This window comes from Nitrospirae bacterium YQR-1, from assembly GCA_039908095.1.
In the GTDB taxonomy this organism is placed as follows: Bacteria; Nitrospirota; Thermodesulfovibrionia; order Thermodesulfovibrionales; family Magnetobacteriaceae; genus Magnetomonas.
On record JAMOBJ010000003.1, the window covers coordinates 172,402 to 191,820 of the forward strand.

The following is a 19,419-nucleotide window of genomic DNA, read 5'->3' on the forward strand; positions in this document are numbered from 1 at the left end:
TCATCCTTTAATGAGCCTCCGCCCAGTTTTTTCCAAAACCTATGTTAACCCGTAGAGGCACTTTAAGTGGATAGCAGCCCTCCATTTCCTCTTTGATTAATGCCTTTGCCACCTCAAGCTCATCCTCGGGGACTTCAAACACCAGCTCGTCATGCACCTGTAAAACCATTTTCGTTTTTAACCCCCCGTCTTTAATCTTTTTGTGAAGGTTAATCATTGCCACTTTTATAATGTCGGCGGCAGAGCCCTGTATGGGGGAGTTTACAGCCAACCGCTCGGCCTGTAACACTTGTGTCTTGTTTGAGCTTAAAAGCCCCTCGATTTCACGTCTTCTGCCCAACACCGTTTCCGTATATCCCAGTTTTTTAGCCCTCTCTATGGTTTCATTTATAAATGCGCCAACCCCTGCGTGTTTGGAAAAAAAGGTTTCTATATAGCTTTTGGCATCATTTTTTGAAATCTTAAGAGCCTCTGAAAGGCCAAATGATGACATTCCATAGATTATCCCAAAATTTATACTCTTTGCCACTGTGCGATGCTCAGGGGTTACCCGCTGAGCCGGAATGTTGAAAATTACCATGGCTGTTTGTGCATGGACGTCCTCATCCCCTTGGAATGCTTCTGTAAAGCCTGTGTCATTGCTGAGGTGCGTGAGTATGCGGAGCTCTATTTGAGAGTAATCGGCAGAGATTATATAGTGCCCGGAATCGGCGCAAAAGGCCTCCCGCAGTGCCGTTGCCCACTGTCCCTTTATGGGAATGTTCTGAAGGTTTGGAGCAGTGGAGCTTAATCTGCCCGTTGCCGTAGCGCACTGGTTAAAAGTTGTGTGAATCCGCCCGGTTTTTGAGTTTATAAATCCAGGCAGTGTATCCAGATAAGTGTTTTTCATTTTACTGAGATTACGATAGAGGATGATTTCACCCGGAAGCTCATGTTTACTCATGAGGGACTCCAGCACGGCTGTGTCGGTTGAATAACCGGTTTTTATCTTTTTGCCGGGAGAGAGTTTGAGTTTATCAAAAAGTATCTCCTGAAGCTGCTTAGGAGAGTTTATGTTAAACTCGCAGCCGGCTATAAAGAATATTCGCCTTGTAACAGTTTTTATCTCCTCTTCATATCTGACGGAAAGCTCTTTCACCTTTTCCCTGTTGAGCTTGACCCCTGTTTTTTCCATATCGTAAAGAACCGGTAAAAGCGCCATTTCCACGTTTTCGTACAAATCGTTGAGATTTGCTTTTTTTAGCTTATCACTAAGGAGCTCATGAAGTTTAAATATTAACACCGGCGCCGTGTCATCCGCCTCACCGGCTTTATAAAAAGCCGGGAGATGTTCCATGACCAAATCTTTTAATTGCAGATTTACCTTGTTTGGGTTTAATATGTAGGCGGCTGTCATGACGTCATGAATATTTTCAATATTACCGGAGCAGCCATGAGCGTGGAGCTCTTCTTTAAAGCCGCAGGAAACCTTTTGAATATCCTTATTAAGGAAAATCTCAGAAAAAAGTGCTAACCCAGCCTCCTTATCGTCATTTAGCGGCACGTGACAGGTACTGCGTCCGTCAAAGGAAAAATAAATCCCTCTGTGAGGGAAAATCCCCTCAGTTGCCTTACTGTAGCTCTTTATTGCGATTATCCCAGGGCACTGGTGCAGCTGCAGTGTTTTTGATAATTCCGCAGTTGAGGTTATCTCTGAAACCGCTGTCTCTGAGACTTTTTTGTCCTTCGCCGCCACGGCAGCTGGAATGAGTTTTAAAAGAGAAGAAAAACCATATTCCAGAAACTGCTCTCTGAGGGCATCCCATGAGGGCTCTTTTAAGACAATATCCTCATATAACATATTAAAGGGCACGTTGGTCTCTAATTTGACTAAAGTGTCGCTTAACCGGATGGTTTCAACATTGTCGCCGATAAGTTTTCTAATCCGTTCATTTTTTATTTTTCCCGGGTAACTTAACAGCTCATCCAGAGAGCCGTAATCTTTCAATATTTCAACAGCAGTTTTCTCCCCTATGCCCTTAACCCCCGGCACACCGTCTGACTCATCACCGGTTAGCGCCATAAGCTCATGGAGCCGGTCAGGTGGAAGGGAAAACCGCTTCTGCACATAATCGGCATCTATTATCACATTTTTAACGGGATCAAATATTTTAATATCCGGCCCTAACATCTGCATCATATCCTTATCCCCCGATACGATATAGACTGTACTGCCGCCACCGGCAAATTTCAGGGCAATAGCGGCCATTATATCATCGGCCTCAAAGCCGGCTATGGCTATTGTTTTAATGCCAAGAGCTTCAATTATTTTCACGGCTGGTTCAATCTGTCTGATAAAATCCACAGGCGGTGCGGGTCTGTGGGCCTTGTATGCTTCATATATCTTATGTCTATGGGTTTTCTCTTTAGAGTCAAAAATTAACGCCATTGCATGAGGCTTTTTTTCATTTATCAGCTTAAACATCATTGTGGTCAGCCCGTATATAGCGTTTGTTGGAAAACCTGTTGGTGAACTGAGCACCCTTACGGCATGAAAAGCACGATACAAAAATGCTGTTGCGTCAACTAAATATGTTTCTTTTTTTCCCATTTTTTATGTTTCGGTATATGAGATACACATATATCCACAGTCCAATGACTATTTTTTAGTAGATGGGGTTAACTTGACGCTTACACGTTTCTTATGAGCGTCCTATAGCAGAAAGCTGCTATAGGGTGGTTTTACCCAGAATCTTAATAAATTCCTTTAGCACATCAGGGTCATAATCGGCGCTGAGAGAACGTAGATGAGACAGAGCTTCAAAGGCGGACATCCCCTTATATCCAGGATGCGAGGTTGTCAGAATATCGTAGAAGTCAACAATTGCGGCTATTTTCCCCGACGTGTGCATATTAGCACCAGTGAGCCCGTTTGGATAACCCTTTCCGGATACCTTTTCATGATGTTCTAAAAGAGGATATGATGTTGCCTCCGGTATCCCTTTGTACAGCTTTAATATATTATAACCCTCCGAAACATGTTCCCTGAAAATATCCAGCTCAAATTTACTTAATTTACCAAAGGGCTTGGCCATAATCTCCGGAGGGATAGTGGTCTTTCCTATGTCGTGCAACAGACAGCCCATGCCCAGGGCAAAGAGCTCTCCTTCAGAAGTTACCCCTGATGACACGGCGGTAGCAACAGCCAGCACACTTAGGTTTACAGAGTGGGAGTATGTATAGAAGTCTTTTTTGTTTATCGTAAGCAGATTAGTTATCAGGCCTTTACTGTCTAATATGGCATGTATGATACCTTCTGTTACCTCTTTGCTCTCCTGCACTTTTTCATCGCTTTTGGGATTATTGAAAAGTTCTTTTAAGCAAATTTTGGCACTTTCCTTTACAAGGATATTTCTAGCCTCTTGCGAACCTCCCGGGGCCGAGGCCGCCCCCCTGATGTATGATTTATACCGGGGTATATCCGTAGGCGTTATCATTAATTCGCAGTAGTTGACAAACACCTCTTCATTTACCGCTATCTCCTTACCCTTGTACTCTAAGACAGGGTCTATATTCATATTGGATTTTCCAAATAGTGAAAAATCCACATAACTACCGTTGACTATACTTGTTCGCTCTATTGAAAATAGCTCCTCTTTCTTTTTTATATATTCCTCAAATGTCGGCTCAACCCGTGACGGTGCTTTTCTGGTTATTACGGCAGGGCTCTCTGTGGATTGCACCGGAGGAGGCATCTTATCAACAGAATCAGTAACCACAGTTTTACTTATCACCACCTCAGGAGTTGCAGCCTTACTTTTCACCGCCTCAGGAGTTGGCATGACGTCAAGGCCTCTGTCTGTATCTATAAAAACAAATGCAATATCTGCATCTTTTATTTTCTTTATTTGTTCGCTGCTTGTTATTTCAAAGCGGTTTTTCACAAACGGGGTCTTTAACCAGTTTGTATCTAATCCGTCAAGGAACATCCCCACTCTCAAATCATCGGCAGAAATACGTTTTTTCAATCAAACCCTCCTGCATAAAACCATAACCGGAAGCCATAAGCTCCTACCCGTTAATTATAACATATTTTTTATGTAAAATTATAATACACTAGTAAGATATGGTTGATATTATTTTTTTTAAAAAATACTTTTTAGTAAACGTACATTTTGTATGTTATAATGTCTGGGTTGTGAAAAAGAGGCATGTGCTTTCTTCTGCGCTTGTTATGGTGGCAGCGGTTTTATGGTCTTTGGTTGCTGTGGCGATGGAAAGTAGTAGTGTTTCTGTGCGCTACAGCGAGCAAGCAGGATACATCCGCTTTGTTTTTGAACTGCCTGATGAGTCGTGGCTCAATCAGGCAAAGGTTATGGCCTCTTATAGTGTCATAAAAGTATCGCTTCCGGATTCCTTTACAATAGCACCACCTAAATTACCGGAAAATATTAAATTCTCCAGCAGGGAGAACAATATATATTTGAATGTTGTGAATCTCGAAAACATAAAAGTGATAAAACTCTCAGGCCCCTACAGAGTTGTGGTTGATGCCTTTGTCACAGACTACAAGAAACCGGAGCAAACAGTCCCTGCGGAAAGTAAGGAGTTAAAACAGCTTACGATTGTTATAGATGCCGGGCATGGCGGCAATGATATAGGATTACCGGTTGGGAACACAAAAGAGAGTGTCCTTACGCTTTCTTTGGCTAATGAACTCTCAAAAATGATAAACACACGGTCGGCTAAAGCTGTTTTACTCAGAAAAGACGATTCCTATATGAGTTTGAACAGCCGCATAACAGAGGCGTCAAAGAGGCGTATAAGTGTATTTATATCTTTGCACGTATCTGAGGGCAGGTTTTTCTCTGTTTATAGAACAACATTGCCTGCCGGTTCACAAACACTTTCATTACGCTACAGGACCGATATGGCTCAAGCTGCTTATTTAGAAAGAAGTCTGGGACTTGCAGAGGCTGTTGAAACATCGCTGAGGGAGACCTTTACCGATGTTGAGGTTTACCACAGAGAGATGCCGCTGCTGCTCCTTAACTCTGTAGCTGCTCCGGCAGTTTTGATTGAGATTCCGCAAAGTAGTGATTTTTTATATAATGCGAGTACCTTAAAATCCATCTCAGAGGCTGTTTACAAGGCTTTGGCGTCATATGCGAAGAGGTAGTACGATATTTTTATTGTTGATACCCATCTTTGTAATGGTTGGGATTGGAGTCGGGTATTTTCTTATGTCCCGAGGGGATACCCCCACTCAATTACAAAGCGTGTTTGCACTTAAGGAGGTAGAGCAGGGTAAGGTAATAGGGGAGGAGTCGACCGTAACGGTTGTCTATCGTAACGGCATGGAATTGGAGAGCGTCTCAGTTAAGACAAAGAAGTACTTTGACTCTCTGAAGACGGCGGAGGCGGCAGTGTCTGAGCTTCTAAGTGGTGAGCATATCACAGTCAAAGATGCAGTGCCCGATGGTGCTAAGCTTCTGGGTATGTACTACGGTATTGACAGAATATTGTATGTTGACATATCGCTGGAATTAAAGAGAAACTTCAGGGGAGATGCGGCAATAGAGTTTCTTTTATTAAAGAGTATATATGATACAATAACAAGTAACATAGAGGCGGACGATGTGTTTTTACTTATCAACGGCAAGGAGGAGGAAACTCTGGGAGGCCATTGTTATATAAAGTATCCATTGAAAAAAATGTTGACACAAGAGGTAAAATTTAATGAAACATAAAAGTGTGGCTGATAAACCTATCGGTATATTCGACTCAGGGGTGGGCGGCCTTACAGTGTTAAAGGCGATACATGCTCTGCTCCCTAACGAAAGTACCATATACTTAGGTGACACGGCAAGAGTGCCTTACGGGATACGGTCTCCTGAAACTGTAACAAAGTATTCCCTGGAAAACAGTTCTTTCCTGATAGAAAACGGCATCAAGCTTCTGATAATAGCGTGCAATACGGCCTCGGCAATCAGTCTTGACATAATAAAACAGACGTTTGATATCCCTGTTTTGGGCGTTATAGACTCAGGAGCCGGGGCAGCGGTCAGTGCCACCGGAAACAACCGAATTGGTGTAATCGGCACAGAGACCACAATAAAAAGTGGTGCTTACAGGAGGGCTATACAGCAAATTGACGACTCCATAGTCGTATTTGAGCGTCCCTGCCCGCTCTTTGTTCCGCTTGTTGAGGAGGGGTGGCTTGACACGGATGTTACTCTGTTGGTAGCCACCAGGTATCTTGCCGACCTGAAGGAGTCCCTGATAGATACACTTGTGCTGGGCTGCACACACTATCCGCTTTTGAAAAATGTTATAAGAAAAGTGATGGGTGAAGGGGTCACATTGATAGATTCAGCCATAGAGAAGTCTGTAAATGTCAAAGCACTGCTTTCAGAGATGGATATTCTCAAAAAAAGCACAGACGGTACTTACAGGAAGTATTACGTAACGGACAGTCCTGAGAGATTCCAAAATATCGGTAAGCGATTTCTGGAGGACCCCATAGAGGATATAACCAAAATCGAGGTAGCCTCCCTTGAAACGGCAGTAGCCGTTTAACTCATTTACACTGACAGGAATAATTATACTATGAGAGTTGATGGCAGAGCAGACAATGAGCTAAGAGCAGTTAAGATGGACTTGGGAGTTATGAAACATGCCGAGGGCTCCGTACTAATCAGCGCCGGCGATACCAGAGTAATCTGTACTGTAACAATAGAGGACACGGTACCGCCGTTTTTAAAGGACAAGGGCAAGGGCTGGATAACTGCCGAATACGGCATGTTGCCTAGGTCAACCAACCAGCGAATGCAAAGAGAGGCCCGCGGGGGTAAACAAAGCGGGCGGACTCAGGAAATCCAGCGTCTCATAGGGAGGGCTCTTCGCTCGGTAGTTGATTTAAAATCACTGGGCGAGAGAACAATTCTTATAGATTGCGATGTTTTGCAGGCAGACGGGGGCACTCGTACCGCCGCCATAACCGGAGCCTATGTCGCCCTGGCTGAGGCGCTAAGGTTTGCCAAAGAAAACGGGATAATTCTCAAGTCTGTGCTTAGAGACTACCTTGCCGCAGTAAGCGTGGGGGTTGTAGAAGGTAAACCGATGCTTGACTTAAGCTATAGTGAGGATAGCACCGCCGATGTTGATATGAATGTTGTAATGACAGGGACAGGGAAATTTGTTGAAATTCAGGGGACGGCAGAGGGCCATCCCTTTAGCAGGCAGACTATGGACATTCTTATTGCCCTGGCTTCTAAGGGAATAGGGGAGTTGGTGGAGATGCAAAAAGAGGCACTATCCGCATGAAGATATATCTTGCTACCAATAATAGAGGAAAAATACGAGAAATAAATGCGCTTTTTAAGAGCACGTCTATAGAATTTATCGGCGGGGTTGACCTGTCTTCCGTAGTTGAGGACGGCAATGACTACAAGGATAATGCGTTGATTAAGGCCCTGTATGTGTATAAGCAGTCAGCCACTTATGTGGTTTCAGAGGATTCCGGCCTTGAAGTTGAAGCACTGGACGGTGCGCCGGGTGTTCACTCGGCAAGGTTTGCCGACTTACTGAAAGCTAAAAATGCCACAGATGCCGACAACATCGTTAAACTGCTGCAACTTCTTAAAGATGTGCCGCAGCACAAAAGAAACGCTAAATATGTGTCTGCCTTTTGTTTTATAGACGGGGGGCGGGAGACATTTTTTATGGGTGAGGTTAACGGAAAAATAATTGACTCACCACGTGGCACCCTTGGTTTTGGCTATGACCCTGTGTTTATACCTAACGGCTATGACAAAACTTTTGCAGAGCTTGGTGATGAGATAAAAAACACAATAAGCCACAGAGCTGTGGCCTCTGCTAAGTTAAAAGATTTTCTTGTTGATAAATTTGTAAGAGGTTAAGGCAAACCCCTCATCATGTTTCTCGTCATTTGCCCCCTGCGCCTCAACTATGCTAACATAGTGCTGTTGTGATAGTTTATCTAAACGGGGAGTTTATGCCGGTTGAGGAGGCCAAAGTGTCCGTTTTTGACCACGGGCTGCTCTATGGTGACGGTTTTTTTGAGACATTACGCTCATACGGCGGAATTGTTTTTAAGGCGGATGAACATTTAAAGAGGTTTAACAGGGCTGTCAGCCTCTTAAGCATGAATTTAAGTATTTCTACAGAAGAATTGGAAGCACTTATTTATAAAACTATCGAATTAAACGCCCTCAGTGATTCCACAATCAGGGTGACAGTGACAAGAGGAGCCGGCCCTCCAGGCCTTGATCCGGTTGTCTGCCCAAAGCCCACTATCTTTATCTACGCCCACACTTTTAAACCATACCCTGATTCATACTACAGAGACGGAATGGAAATAGTGACTGCATCAGTGAGGAGAAGTCCCATTGAGTGCCCGGCGTGGAAAACCCTTACACAAATAAAATCCATTAACTTTCTACCGAATATACTTGCCAAAATCGAGTCTAAACAAAGCAGCGCTGGTGAGATACTCTTACTTAACAGCTCAGGTCACATAACCGAGTGCAGTGTTTCCAACATTTTTTTTGTTAAAGGCAGTGCTCTCTACACTCCATCGCTTGAGTGCGGAATTCTTGACGGCATCACCCGTAAGGTCGTCACAGATATAGCACAGGAGCTAAGTATCACCGTCTATGAAGGAGAATTCTTTCCTGCCACCCTCTACCGTGCTGATGAGGTATTCTTAACAAACACAATAATGGAAGTAATGCCGGTTGGCAAGGCTGACGGCAGAGTCTTTAACAAAGAAAGGTTAATCACAAATCGGTTAGCTGCTGCGTATAGAAAAGAGACGGAACGATGATACATTTTAAAAGCGGTCTTGACAATGGGGGCTACTATAGTAAATAATGTGAGAAAATGAAGATATATCCAAAAACTACTATTATTCTGTTGTTCATAGCATTATTACCAATTTTTACAATTAGCGTTGCCGCTTATCATATCGCCGGAATAGTATTAAAACAACATATTATTGACAGCCTTGAATCGACTGCAACGGTTCAGAAACAGAGAATTGAAAGCAAGCTGGAAATGAATATCGAGAGAATGGATCTAATTACAAGCAGACCTCCGATGCGTGCAGCACTTGAGAATTATTTAAAAACCGGCGATAGACAACAACTGGAAATAGTTGTCACTGTTATATCAAATGCTAAGGCAGTCATAAAGGACATAGAAGACATCCACATATTGAATAAAGACGGAAAGGTGGCCGCCTCGACAAACGATTCGCTACTCAGTATGGATTTTTCCAAAGAAGAGTACTTTATCAGGGGAATGAAAGGCTATTCGATGGATGTTTTTTCTCTTAGAGATGAGGTTAAAGTTGTCAATTACCTTTCATGTCCGTTAGTGCATGAAAAGAGGCTGATAGGGATATTGGTTGTTGAAACCACATTTAAGCCAATTATAGAAATTACCCGTGATTATGCCGGATTGGGAAAAACAGGGGAATCTATCCTCGCAAAGATTGATGAAAATGGAGACGCCCTTTTTATTGTCCCTCTGAGATTCGATGAAAACTCGGTATTGAGAAAAACTACTCATATGAGTAAAATAGATAGTCCGGTTGTTCAGGCGTTGATGAAAAAAGAAAATACCCTGTATGATGTGATAGATTACAGAGGGAAGGTAGTTACAGCTGTAACAAAGTCTATTGGGAAGACTAACTGGGGGCTGGTAGTGAAAGTAGATGGAGATGAGGCACTTTCCCCGCTTTTTAAGCTGCGCAATCTCTTTATAGGAGTTGCCGGTATTACAATTGTCCTTGTACTTACGATCTCTTTTTACAGTGCCCGTTCAATTACCAAACCTATTACAAATCTTACAGTCGTTGCAATGAGAATAAAAGAAGGTGACACCTCTGCAATTGCAGACATTAGTTCAAGTGATGAGATTGGCTTTTTATCGGAGACGTTTAACGAAATGACGGCAGACTTGTTAGAATCGAAAAAGAAACTGGAACACGATATAGAGGAACAATACAAGTTGTTTTTTGAAAATGCCGTGGAGTCTATATTGCTGTGCGAGGCAGAGGGGCAAAGTGCCGGAGCAATAATTAAGGCAAACAGAGCTGCTTCGGAAATGTATGGTTATACTATAGAAGAACTCCAACAGATATCCATCTATGATCTTAACTCTACCGATAGAGCCTATTTTGTTAGAGAGAGCATAGGCAGCGTAATATCTGGAGAGCAATTAAAGGGTGAAACAAAAAACATAAGAAAAAATGGAAGCAGTTTCCCCGTCGAATTTACAGCAGTCTTGCTGGAAATTAAAGACAAAAAATATATTATTATGTTTTCAAGCGACATATCGGAACGTAAAAGAATAGAGGCGGCACAGGACGCAGCCCGTAAAGAAGCTGAGGCGGCCAACAGGGCAAAGAGTGAATTCATTGCTAACATAAGCCATGAGATAAGGACTCCAATGAATGCAATTATCGGATTATCATCCCTTACCTTAAAGACTGATTTAACAACAAAACAGCGGGATTACCTTAATAAGCTGTTACTTTCAGCTAAATCACTTTTGGGAATAATAAACGATGTCCTCGATATTTCCAAGATAGAGTCAAACAAACTTGAAATAGAATCAATAGATTTCAACCTTGACGACCTTTTAAATGATATCGCTGCCGTTCATACCTTAAAGGCGGAAGAAAAGGGAATCGAACTCATTTATTTTCTCCAGGACAATGTACCAAAACACTTGATAGGAGACCCTTTAAGGTTGGGACAGATAGTTACGAATTTGCTGAACAATGCTGTTAAGTTCACAGAAAAAGGAGAGATAATCCTCTCGGTAAAGGCTTTGACTGTAACAGAGACTGAGGTTGTATTAGAGTTTTCAATAAGCGATACCGGCATAGGAATTAAACAGGAACAACTATCATCTTTATTCAAACCTTTTACCCAACTGGATGCTTCTACTACCAGAGTCTATGGTGGAACAGGACTGGGATTAGCAATCTGTGACAATATGGTGAAAAAAATGAATGGTGACATAACTGTAACGAGTGAGTACGGTAAAGGAAGTAAATTTACTTTCACAGTAATATTAGGCTGCCGGAAACCATGTAGTGTAGAGCGTTATGCAGTTCCAGATGATTTATATAAGTTAAGAGCATTGGTTGTGGACGATAATAAAACTTCAAGAGATATTTTGAGTTCTATTTTAGAGGCTTTCACTTTTAGTGTAACGGCAGTGGATTCCGGAGAGTCGGCAATTGATGAGATAAAACGGGTATCGAAAGCACCACAGGAGGATCAATATAAATTGACTTTAATGGATTTCAAAATGCCTGGTATGAATGGCTTAGAGACTATAAAATGTATAAGGAACGATACCGATATTATTAATATTCCTATTATAATTATGGTGACTGCATATGACAGCGAAGAGCTGAGACAATCTGCCGGAGAACTGGGAGTTGACGTATGCCTCAATAAACCTATTCACCCCTCACAGTTGTTTAACGCCATACTTGAAGTGTTTGGCAGATTTAAACCATTATCCTCTAAGAAACTCGAGATGGAATTACGCAAGGTTGAAGACTTCAAAGGTGCCAGGGTGTTAGTTGTGGAAGATCATCCGATAAACAGGCAGATTGCAGGGGAATTATTGGAACAATCCGGTGTGAATGTTGAATTTGCCAACAATGGCTTAATAGCTGTATCAAAAATAGTTGAACGAGGAGATGTTTACGATATTGTTTTAATGGACATACATATGCCGGAGATGGATGGATTTCAGGCAACAGAACAAATTAGAAAAAAACTCTCCAAAGACGAACTCCCAATTATCGCAATGACAGCCCATGCGATGAAGGAGGAGATAGAGAGATATTTTGATGCCGGTATGAATGACTATATATCAAAACCTATAGATAATGAAGCGTTTTATGATAAACTCAGTAAGTGGTTAAAGACTAAAGTCAGCAGGAGCGAAGTATTGTCGGCTGACGATATATATTTCCCGTATGAATTTGAGGGAATAGATGTTAAGGCATTGTTGAGGAGGCTCAACTATAACACAAAACTACTTGAAAATATTCTAACGGAATTTAGGAACAGCTCTGAAACTATAATGGATGATATAATGGATGCAATCACTGCAAAGAACTACGAGAGGGCTAAGCACTTGCTTCATGGTCTAAAGGGAATGTCCGCCAACATGTCGGCTGTTGAAATCTATAATGAAATAGTAAGCATAGAAAGTGCCTTATCGGAGGAAACACCGGTAAATCTGGACAGACTTCAGACAAAGCTAAGACGCCTCTACAGCTCGGTTGACATGTTTGAGAATTTTAAGAAAGACAAGTCTGGTTCGAAAAGTGATGAAGAACCTTTAGATGTAAATTCTTTAAAAAGCATATACTTTAAACTAAATAAGCTTCTAAATGAAAACGCCTTGCATACGGTGACATATTTTGAAAGTATAAAGAGCACTATAGAGAGTGTATCAGAGGCGGAGACGGTAAATAAGTTACAGGAAAATATATCAAATCTAAACTATGCTGCGGCTCTTTCTGTATTGCAACAAATTTTCAGCAAGTTTAAATTTGTTTCAGTGAAGGGAGAATAACCATGGATTCAGATAAACAGAAGATTTTGATTGTAGATGATATGCCGATGAATATAAAGATATTGAACGAACTGTTACAGGAGGATTATCTGACATACTATGCAACCGGCGGAAATCAAGCCATAGAAATGACATCGCTAATAGTCCCAGACTTAATTCTTTTGGATATTATTATGCCGGAGATAAATGGATATGAAGTATATAAGACAATTCGTGAAGATGAACATCTTGCATCTATACCAATAATATTCATAACGGCCATGGATGGCGATATAGATGAATCATATGGATTAAACATCGGTGCCGTGGATTATATCACTAAGCCCTTTAATCCATCAATAGTGAAATTACGCGTGAAGAACCACCTTGAGTTGAAAAAACAAAGGGACATTTTGTCTAAACTGGCTACAATAGACGCCTTAACTGCAATTCCGAATAGGAGAACTTTCGACGATTCATATCGAAGGGAGTGGACCAGGGCGGTAAGAATAAATTCTGCTTTGTCGTTAATGCTTATAGATATTGATTATTTTAAACTTTACAATGACCACTATGGACATATACAGGGAGATATAAGCCTTAGAAAAGTAGCCGATACGTTGCAAGCATGTCTAAAACGCCCAACAGATTTAGTGGCACGATATGGTGGAGAGGAGTTTGTCTGTTTGCTTCCGGAAACCGGCATAGATGGTGTAGTACAAATAGGCAATCAAATAAGAGTTTCAATAGAGGCATTGAAAATACCCCATGAATTCTCAAAAGTCTCCAGTTATATTACCATAAGCGCAGGGTGCTCCAAAGTAAGCCCTACTCTTGACATTTTACCTGAAATATTTTTAAGCCATGTTGACAAGCTTCTCTATCAGTCAAAACAAGGTGGGAGAAATTTATTAACATGCGATGTTTATCTGTAAGCGTCTAATTAATGGATAGTCTGCTGTAATCTGAAATTTCTGCCCAAAAACCACTTTTAGCGGGCTATCTCTTTCTTTCATAGTATCTATAAGTTGCAGTCATACCACTTTTACTTTATATTGTGCTTTTTCATTTTCTCATAGAGAGTAACTCTACTGACACCCAACAATTCCGCTGCTTTATTCTTTTTCCATCGGGATTGTTCTAAGGCCTGGATAATCTTATTGCGCTCATCCGGTAATAAAAAGCCCTCCGGTGTATTTTCTATTATCTCTGCTCGTTCTTTAAAATTCGCCGGTAAATCATCAACTGTAATTACGGGCTTATCACACAGGACAAAGGCATGTTCCATAGCATGTTCCAGTTCCCGCACATTCCCTGCCCATCGGTGGCCCATAAAGCGCTTCATAACATCGGCTGATACGTTTTGTATGTTCTTTTTGAATCTCAGATTGAATTTATCTAAAAAATGGCTTACCAGTGAGTGTATGTCTGATAATCTTTCCCGAAGTGGCGGAATATGAAGCTCCATAACGTTTATTCTGTAGTATAAGTCCTCCCTGAACTCTCCTTTGACAACCTTCCGCTTAAGGTCCTGATTAGTAGCCGCCAGCACTCTTACGTCTGACTTGACGGGGATGGAATCTCCCACACGCTCAAATTCAAATTCCTGCAGCACACGCAATAATCGCAGTTGAGTATTCAGAGACATATCGCCGATTTCATCAAGAAAAATCGTACCCCCCTCCGCCATTTGAAATCTTCCGGTTTTGTCCTTTAAAGCTCCTGTAAAGGCCCCTTTGACATGTCCGAATAATTCACTTTCAAGCAGTCCCTCAGACAGTGCGCTACAATTTACTTTAACCAGCGGTTTGCCGCCGCGCTCTCCGGTATAGTGAATCGCCTCTGCAACCAGTTCTTTCCCTGTACCGCTTTCACCCGTTATGACAACTGTGGTCTTTACAACTGCAAGACTCTGTATCAGGGAATAGACCTTTTGCATAGCCTCACTTTTGCCGACTAATTTGTGATACTCCCTCCTTTGCTTTAGTTCGGTCTCCAGCATTGATGTATAGGTGTCGTCTCTGATTACCATCACTGCACCGTAGTGCTTGCCGTTGTTGCCAAGTAAAGGATAAGTCGTCACGTTTACCACGGAAGTCTTATGTGACTGGCAACATTCCAGCCGGCTTTTTTTTGAAGGTTCTCCATCTCGCATTGTCTCAGCCAGGGTTTCACAGCAGCTATTAGTACATGTTGAAAAAACTGAATTAAAATCATTGCCGATAATATTTTCAGGGACCTTGCCGCAAATAGTTTTTACTGCATTATTGGCATTTATTATTTTCATATCATTATCAACGGTTATTATAGCCTCGCCAACGCTTCTGAAAATTGCCTCTGTGTTTGTTTTGTATCTCTGAATTTCCCTTTCATATGTGATGTGCCGGCAACTCTGGGCAACGGTCTTCAAAAATGTTTTGTTATCAATGGGTTTCATTACGAATTTATCTATTCCCAGATTTGTTAAATCCAACAGATACCGCGCCTCATCGTGTGCGGAGGTTATAATTATTACCTGCTCCTTATTAATCTTTTTTATCTCTTTTGTCATTTCAATGCCATCCATTACAGGCATCCGAATGTCGCTTATTATCAGATCGTACTTTTGCAGCTGGTACATATCCACAGCATCCTTACCGTTTGTGGCAGTTGTAACTAAACTGAAAAATCTGCCAAGGACATAAGTCATGTCCTCCCTTATGCTGTTGTTATCCTCAACGTACAGAACCGTAAGTTCTTTAGCATATTGCATTAATTCTGCGACAGTGCTTTCCATCTTTTATTATAAAATATTTACTGGAATCTTTATAGTAAAAACTGCTCCGTGCTTCCTGTTGCCGGCACTGATTGTGCCGTTACAGTGCTCCTCAACAATCATCCTGGCCATATACAGGCCAAGGCCGGTACCATTAAGCTCCTCCTTAGTAGAAAAATATGGAAAGAAAATTTGATCTAATATCTCTGAGGGGATTCCGCCTCCGTTATCTGAAATCTCTGTAACCGCATAACCATCTTCCTGATAAACATTAATTGTCACCTTTGGGTTATCCACCCTCCTGCCGTCTATTGCATCTTTTGAGTTGACAAGAATGCTTAAAAATACATGAACAAGTTCATTTGCATGAGTTTCCAACTCGATATCCGATTGATAATTAACTTCTATGTCAATACCACCAGCCTGAAACTGAGATCCAATTATTCTGAGGGTTTTCCCAATAATGCTATTCATGTCAGATTTTTGTTTGCCTACTTCCGGCTTGAAAAAGTTGCTAAAGTCATTAATTGTTTGTGACAGGTGTGCAATCTGAAACTTAATTTTACTAAGAAATTCAGACACAGTTTTTTTAGATAAAGAATCTAACATTGAGTCAAGCTCAAACCTGTTGACAGCGGCTCCTAATGCTGCTATCGGCTGCTTCCACTGATGGGCTATCAGGCTTAACATCTCGCCCATTTTCGCCATTCGGTCACGTAAAAAAAGAAGGCGGTCTTTGTGTTTTCTCTCTGTAATGTCATTAACCAATGCGATAGCGCCTTCATATTTGCCGTTTTCATCCATAATCGGCGACGCTGAGAGTATAGTATAAATTCTTTTTCCATCCTTTCTGGTAAATTCAAAGTCGTGTTGCTCTGTAATGCCTTCCTTGCGCCTTTGTATATTTCGTTTAGTTATTTCGATCCCCCGGATATCCATAAACCTGAACAATTCAGTGCCTGTCATCTCATCAACGGTATATCCTAACATATCAGCCATTTTTTGATTGACAAATGTTGTAACTGAATCTTTATCAATAACCCAAATCCCCTCCTGCGCCAGTTCTACTATTTGCCGGTACTTCTTTTCACTTTCCCTGAAAGCCAGTTCAATTATTCGTTTAGATTGTTCATTCTCTATCGTCTCCAATGCATAAGATAGATCAAGTACAATTTCCTCTATAAGTGTTATTTCCGGTTCCATGAAGAAATTCTTTTCAGACGAGTATATCGTCAGTACGCCGATAACCTTCTCCTTCATTATTATTGGAAAGACGGCGTAAGAACGATAGTTGGCATTATTTGCATTGTATGTTTGAGCCGGCTTTATTCTCAAGTCATTATTTATGAGGTACTTACCGTCTCTTAATACTATTTCTGATACAGATACCCCTGCCAGTTCGCTTAAACACTCTTTTTCTACACCGGCAGACGCTACCGGATTCAATGAAAGTGTATCTTTATCAATAATCCCTATCCATACTGCTTTAAACATCCCATATTTTACACAGATTTGGCATATCATTTTAAGAAGCACAGTTTTATTTTTTGTCCTTACTATACATTGATTTACCTGGCTTAAAGCCGCATAAAGGCGGTTTGTGCGGACTAGCTCCTGCTGCATTTTTTTAGCGCCGGTAATGTCTTGAATCATTGCTAAACCGTATAGTACTTTTCCATCGCTGCCTTTTATAACAGATAAGGTTAAGTTGGCCCATATCACATTTCCTGGTTTAGTAATATATTGCTTTTCGACTGTAAATGAGGGTATTTCCTGCCTGTAGAGTTGTTTTACAAGTTCCGTATCTCTTGCAATATAGCGAGGGTGAGTAAAGTCAAGAAATGTCATATTTTTTAATTCGTCTAAGGAATACTCAAGTATATCACAAAATTTTTTATTGGCATTAACGAATTTATAATTAGTCTCCGAAAGACTTATTCCTATCGGACCGTCTTCAAAAACCCTGCGAAACAGCTCGTTGCTTTCATAAAGTTTTGCTATAATATTAGCGTTTCTCCTGTACCATAAAGCAGAGATGCCGGTAAGAGTTAATGCTATTAACAAAATAACAATAAAACCAAGCAGAATCGAAAATTCCCTTATCGGTTGATATATTTCGTCTGTATCCACCTTAGAAACAATAAACCATGGAGTATCCGGTACCGGCATAATAGAGGCAATAACCCTATGCCCCCTATAATCAAAACCTTCCACCAGACCTTTTTGACCTAACACCGCCATTGCTGCAGGCAGCATTGTCTTTTCATCAATAGGGAGTCTAAACACTAAGGCTGTGCCTTTTTTGTGTCGCAGCTCATTCAGATAGACTACGTCATTACCTTCACGGCGTATCAAAAGTGTTTCGGCGCTATCACTAGGCGTTGGCCATGTCTGGATTAATGGGAACAGCTCTTCATTTGGATCAATGTCTAATAAAATTGTGCCTGTCACTTCCGGCGGTAAATCATGGTTAGTAAAATCTTTTAGTAAAACAGGCACTGCAACAGTCAATCTAACGGCATTGTCTAAGTTCATATAAAGGTCGGAAAATACAATATCTTTTGTGCTTATAGCTTTATCAATAAGAGACTTTGAAAACTTATCAAGGAGCTTGCCGGTTTCTGTAGAAAGAACGACAGAGCCGTCCTTGCCGGTAAGTATTACTCTTAAATACATGTTTACATTTCTAATGGACAGTAATCGTGATTTGAGTGTGGCGTTATGCAATTCCGAGTTCCTGTTCTTTAGATATTGGCTTACATAGGAAGCAAATATTGCACTCTCTTTGATAGCCAGTGCATCCCTATAACGTTCTTTTTTCCATTTTATTATCTGATTGGTTTTCAGAGTGCCTATGGCTGATAAGTCATCTGTAATATGCTTAATTAAGTGTTCCTTTTGTTTGCTATATGTAAGGTAGCCGGTTACGCAGATAATTACCGAGATACAGATGAAAATGCAAATGGGTATCCATGATATTTTAGGAAGAATTTTTTCATTAACCATTATAAACCTCCTTCCAAAAAAATAAGGAATTAGACCACTCCCATGAAATAATAATAGTGAAGTGTTTGTATATAATGATTCATTATAACCATAATCCAGTATAAAAATAAAGGGTTCTTTTGCGTTTGTAGTAGGCAAAAAGAGTAGGTAAAAAAAAGAACAGTGCGTAGTCGCTTAAAGATAAGGCCTCAGGTATAAAAAAATATCAAGGTTTCTTTTAGAAACCTGCTCCACTTGCGCTCTATATCCGTTATTGTGTATAATTGGTAATACCAAGTAGCCTTCATTCGTCTAACTTTGTCGGTATATAGCGAAAACCATAATTCAGTTCATTATTTTTAGTGGTTGAGATTGCCCTCCCCTGAAGGGGATTCCCCTGGTCGCTATCGCTCATGGCAATGACGAATAAAAAAACACAGTAAAAACAGCTATATGCCGTCATTGCGAACCCCCGCAGGGGCTGTGGCAATCTCTTCTTTTTTAATAAATTCAATAAGAACATACTTTTGCTTTTTGCTATAGTCAAAAGCTCCTTGACATCTCCCTTAAAGGGGAATCCCCTGTAAGGAGAGGCGTTGCCGGCTCCCAGCCGCCTGTGCTTGCTTCTACCGATATAAGCACCTAATTGTTTTATATGTTTTTGCCCAAAAACTCCTTTAATTCATCCACTGAACCGGCTTTTCTGATAAGATTTTTAAACTCTTCTAATGTATCTATAGTATTTATAGCTCTAACCATATTCATCAGCTCAAGTCCCGCGATACTAAATTTGAGTTCAAGTCCCAATTCAATAGCCTCAAGTAACCCTTTTCGCTGCCCCTCAAGTAACCCTTCCTGTTTCCCCTCAAGTAACCCTTCCTGTTTCCCCTCAAGTAACCCTTCCTTAAAAAGCGCACTCTCTCTTACATCAATCGTTATAGGCATCTTTTTTACCTCCTGATTTACTTTTTCAGACAGTTTACGTAATTCTGCCAGATTCAATAATTTTACAACGGAAGTTCCGAGTGTCAAAACGTCTAAGGGTTTGAAAACAGAGGAGAAAAGGCATATTCGGTAAAAATATGTAG

Annotated in this window: 13 protein-coding genes; 8 read left to right on the top strand and 5 right to left on the bottom strand. The window is 41.1% G+C overall.

Annotated elements, in window-relative coordinates; translation table 11 throughout:
• Window positions 1-7: 7 nt before the first annotated feature.
• Both polA and H7844_03625 read right to left on the bottom strand, forming a co-directional pair.
• Window positions 8-2,590 (bottom strand): DNA polymerase I, encoded by a 2,583-nt coding sequence (gene polA / locus H7844_03620; GenBank protein ID MEO5356372.1) that lies wholly within the window; start codon window positions 2,588-2,590, stop codon window positions 8-10.
• 118 nt (window positions 2,591-2,708) lie between these two features.
• Window positions 2,709-4,007, bottom strand: coding sequence for a DUF3391 domain-containing protein (locus H7844_03625; protein ID MEO5356373.1), 1,299 nt, complete (start codon window positions 4,005-4,007; stop codon window positions 2,709-2,711).
• A 170-nt stretch (window positions 4,008-4,177) separates the two neighbouring features.
• Here H7844_03625 and H7844_03630 point away from each other — a divergent pair, with 170 nt between their 5' ends.
• The 8 genes from H7844_03630 (at window position 4,178) to H7844_03665 (ending at window position 13,526) form a co-directional block, all read left to right on the top strand.
• A complete protein-coding gene (locus H7844_03630) occupies window positions 4,178-5,158 on the top strand; it encodes an N-acetylmuramoyl-L-alanine amidase (protein MEO5356374.1) in 981 nt (326 codons plus the stop codon).
• Window positions 5,145-5,729, top strand: coding sequence for a GerMN domain-containing protein (locus tag H7844_03635; GenBank protein ID MEO5356375.1), 585 nt, complete (start codon window positions 5,145-5,147; stop codon window positions 5,727-5,729). Before H7844_03630 ends, H7844_03635 begins: the two co-directional genes overlap by 14 nt.
• A gap of 4 nt (window positions 5,730-5,733) precedes the next feature.
• Entirely contained in the window at window positions 5,734-6,558 is an 825-nt protein-coding gene (murI, locus tag H7844_03640) for a glutamate racemase (protein MEO5356376.1), read from the top strand.
• A gap of 30 nt (window positions 6,559-6,588) precedes the next feature.
• The gene (rph, locus tag H7844_03645) at window positions 6,589-7,305 is read left to right on the top strand and encodes a ribonuclease PH (GenBank protein MEO5356377.1); all 717 of its coding nucleotides are present in this window, start codon (window positions 6,589-6,591) and stop codon (window positions 7,303-7,305) included.
• Window positions 7,302-7,901, top strand: a complete 600-nt coding sequence (gene rdgB / locus H7844_03650; GenBank protein MEO5356378.1) for an RdgB/HAM1 family non-canonical purine NTP pyrophosphatase — start codon at window positions 7,302-7,304, stop codon at window positions 7,899-7,901. Before rph ends, rdgB begins: the two co-directional genes overlap by 4 nt.
• A gap of 95 nt (window positions 7,902-7,996) precedes the next feature.
• Entirely contained in the window at window positions 7,997-8,827 is an 831-nt protein-coding gene (locus tag H7844_03655) for an aminotransferase class IV (protein ID MEO5356379.1), read from the top strand.
• Window positions 8,828-8,883: 56 nt separating this feature from the next.
• Window positions 8,884-12,612, top strand: coding sequence for a response regulator (locus tag H7844_03660; protein MEO5356380.1), 3,729 nt, complete (start codon window positions 8,884-8,886; stop codon window positions 12,610-12,612).
• Window positions 12,613-12,614: 2 nt separating this feature from the next.
• A complete protein-coding gene (locus tag H7844_03665) occupies window positions 12,615-13,526 on the top strand; it encodes a diguanylate cyclase (GenBank protein ID MEO5356381.1) in 912 nt (303 codons plus the stop codon).
• Between the two features lie 110 nt (window positions 13,527-13,636).
• On the opposite strand, the gene H7844_03670 is transcribed toward H7844_03665, so the two are convergent.
• The 3 genes from H7844_03670 to H7844_03680 all read right to left on the bottom strand — a co-directional run bounded on the left by H7844_03670 (window position 13,637) and on the right by H7844_03680 (window position 19,276).
• Window positions 13,637-15,343: a sigma 54-interacting transcriptional regulator gene (locus H7844_03670; GenBank protein ID MEO5356382.1), complete on the bottom strand. Its 1,707-nt coding sequence runs from the start codon at window positions 15,341-15,343 to the stop codon at window positions 13,637-13,639.
• A 30-nt stretch (window positions 15,344-15,373) separates the two neighbouring features.
• Window positions 15,374-18,352, bottom strand: a complete 2,979-nt coding sequence (locus H7844_03675) for a PAS domain S-box protein (protein MEO5356383.1) — start codon at window positions 18,350-18,352, stop codon at window positions 15,374-15,376.
• Window positions 18,353-18,982: 630 nt separating this feature from the next.
• Window positions 18,983-19,276, bottom strand: a complete 294-nt coding sequence (locus tag H7844_03680) for a hypothetical protein (GenBank protein ID MEO5356384.1) — start codon at window positions 19,274-19,276, stop codon at window positions 18,983-18,985.
• Window positions 19,277-19,419 lie beyond the last annotated feature (143 nt).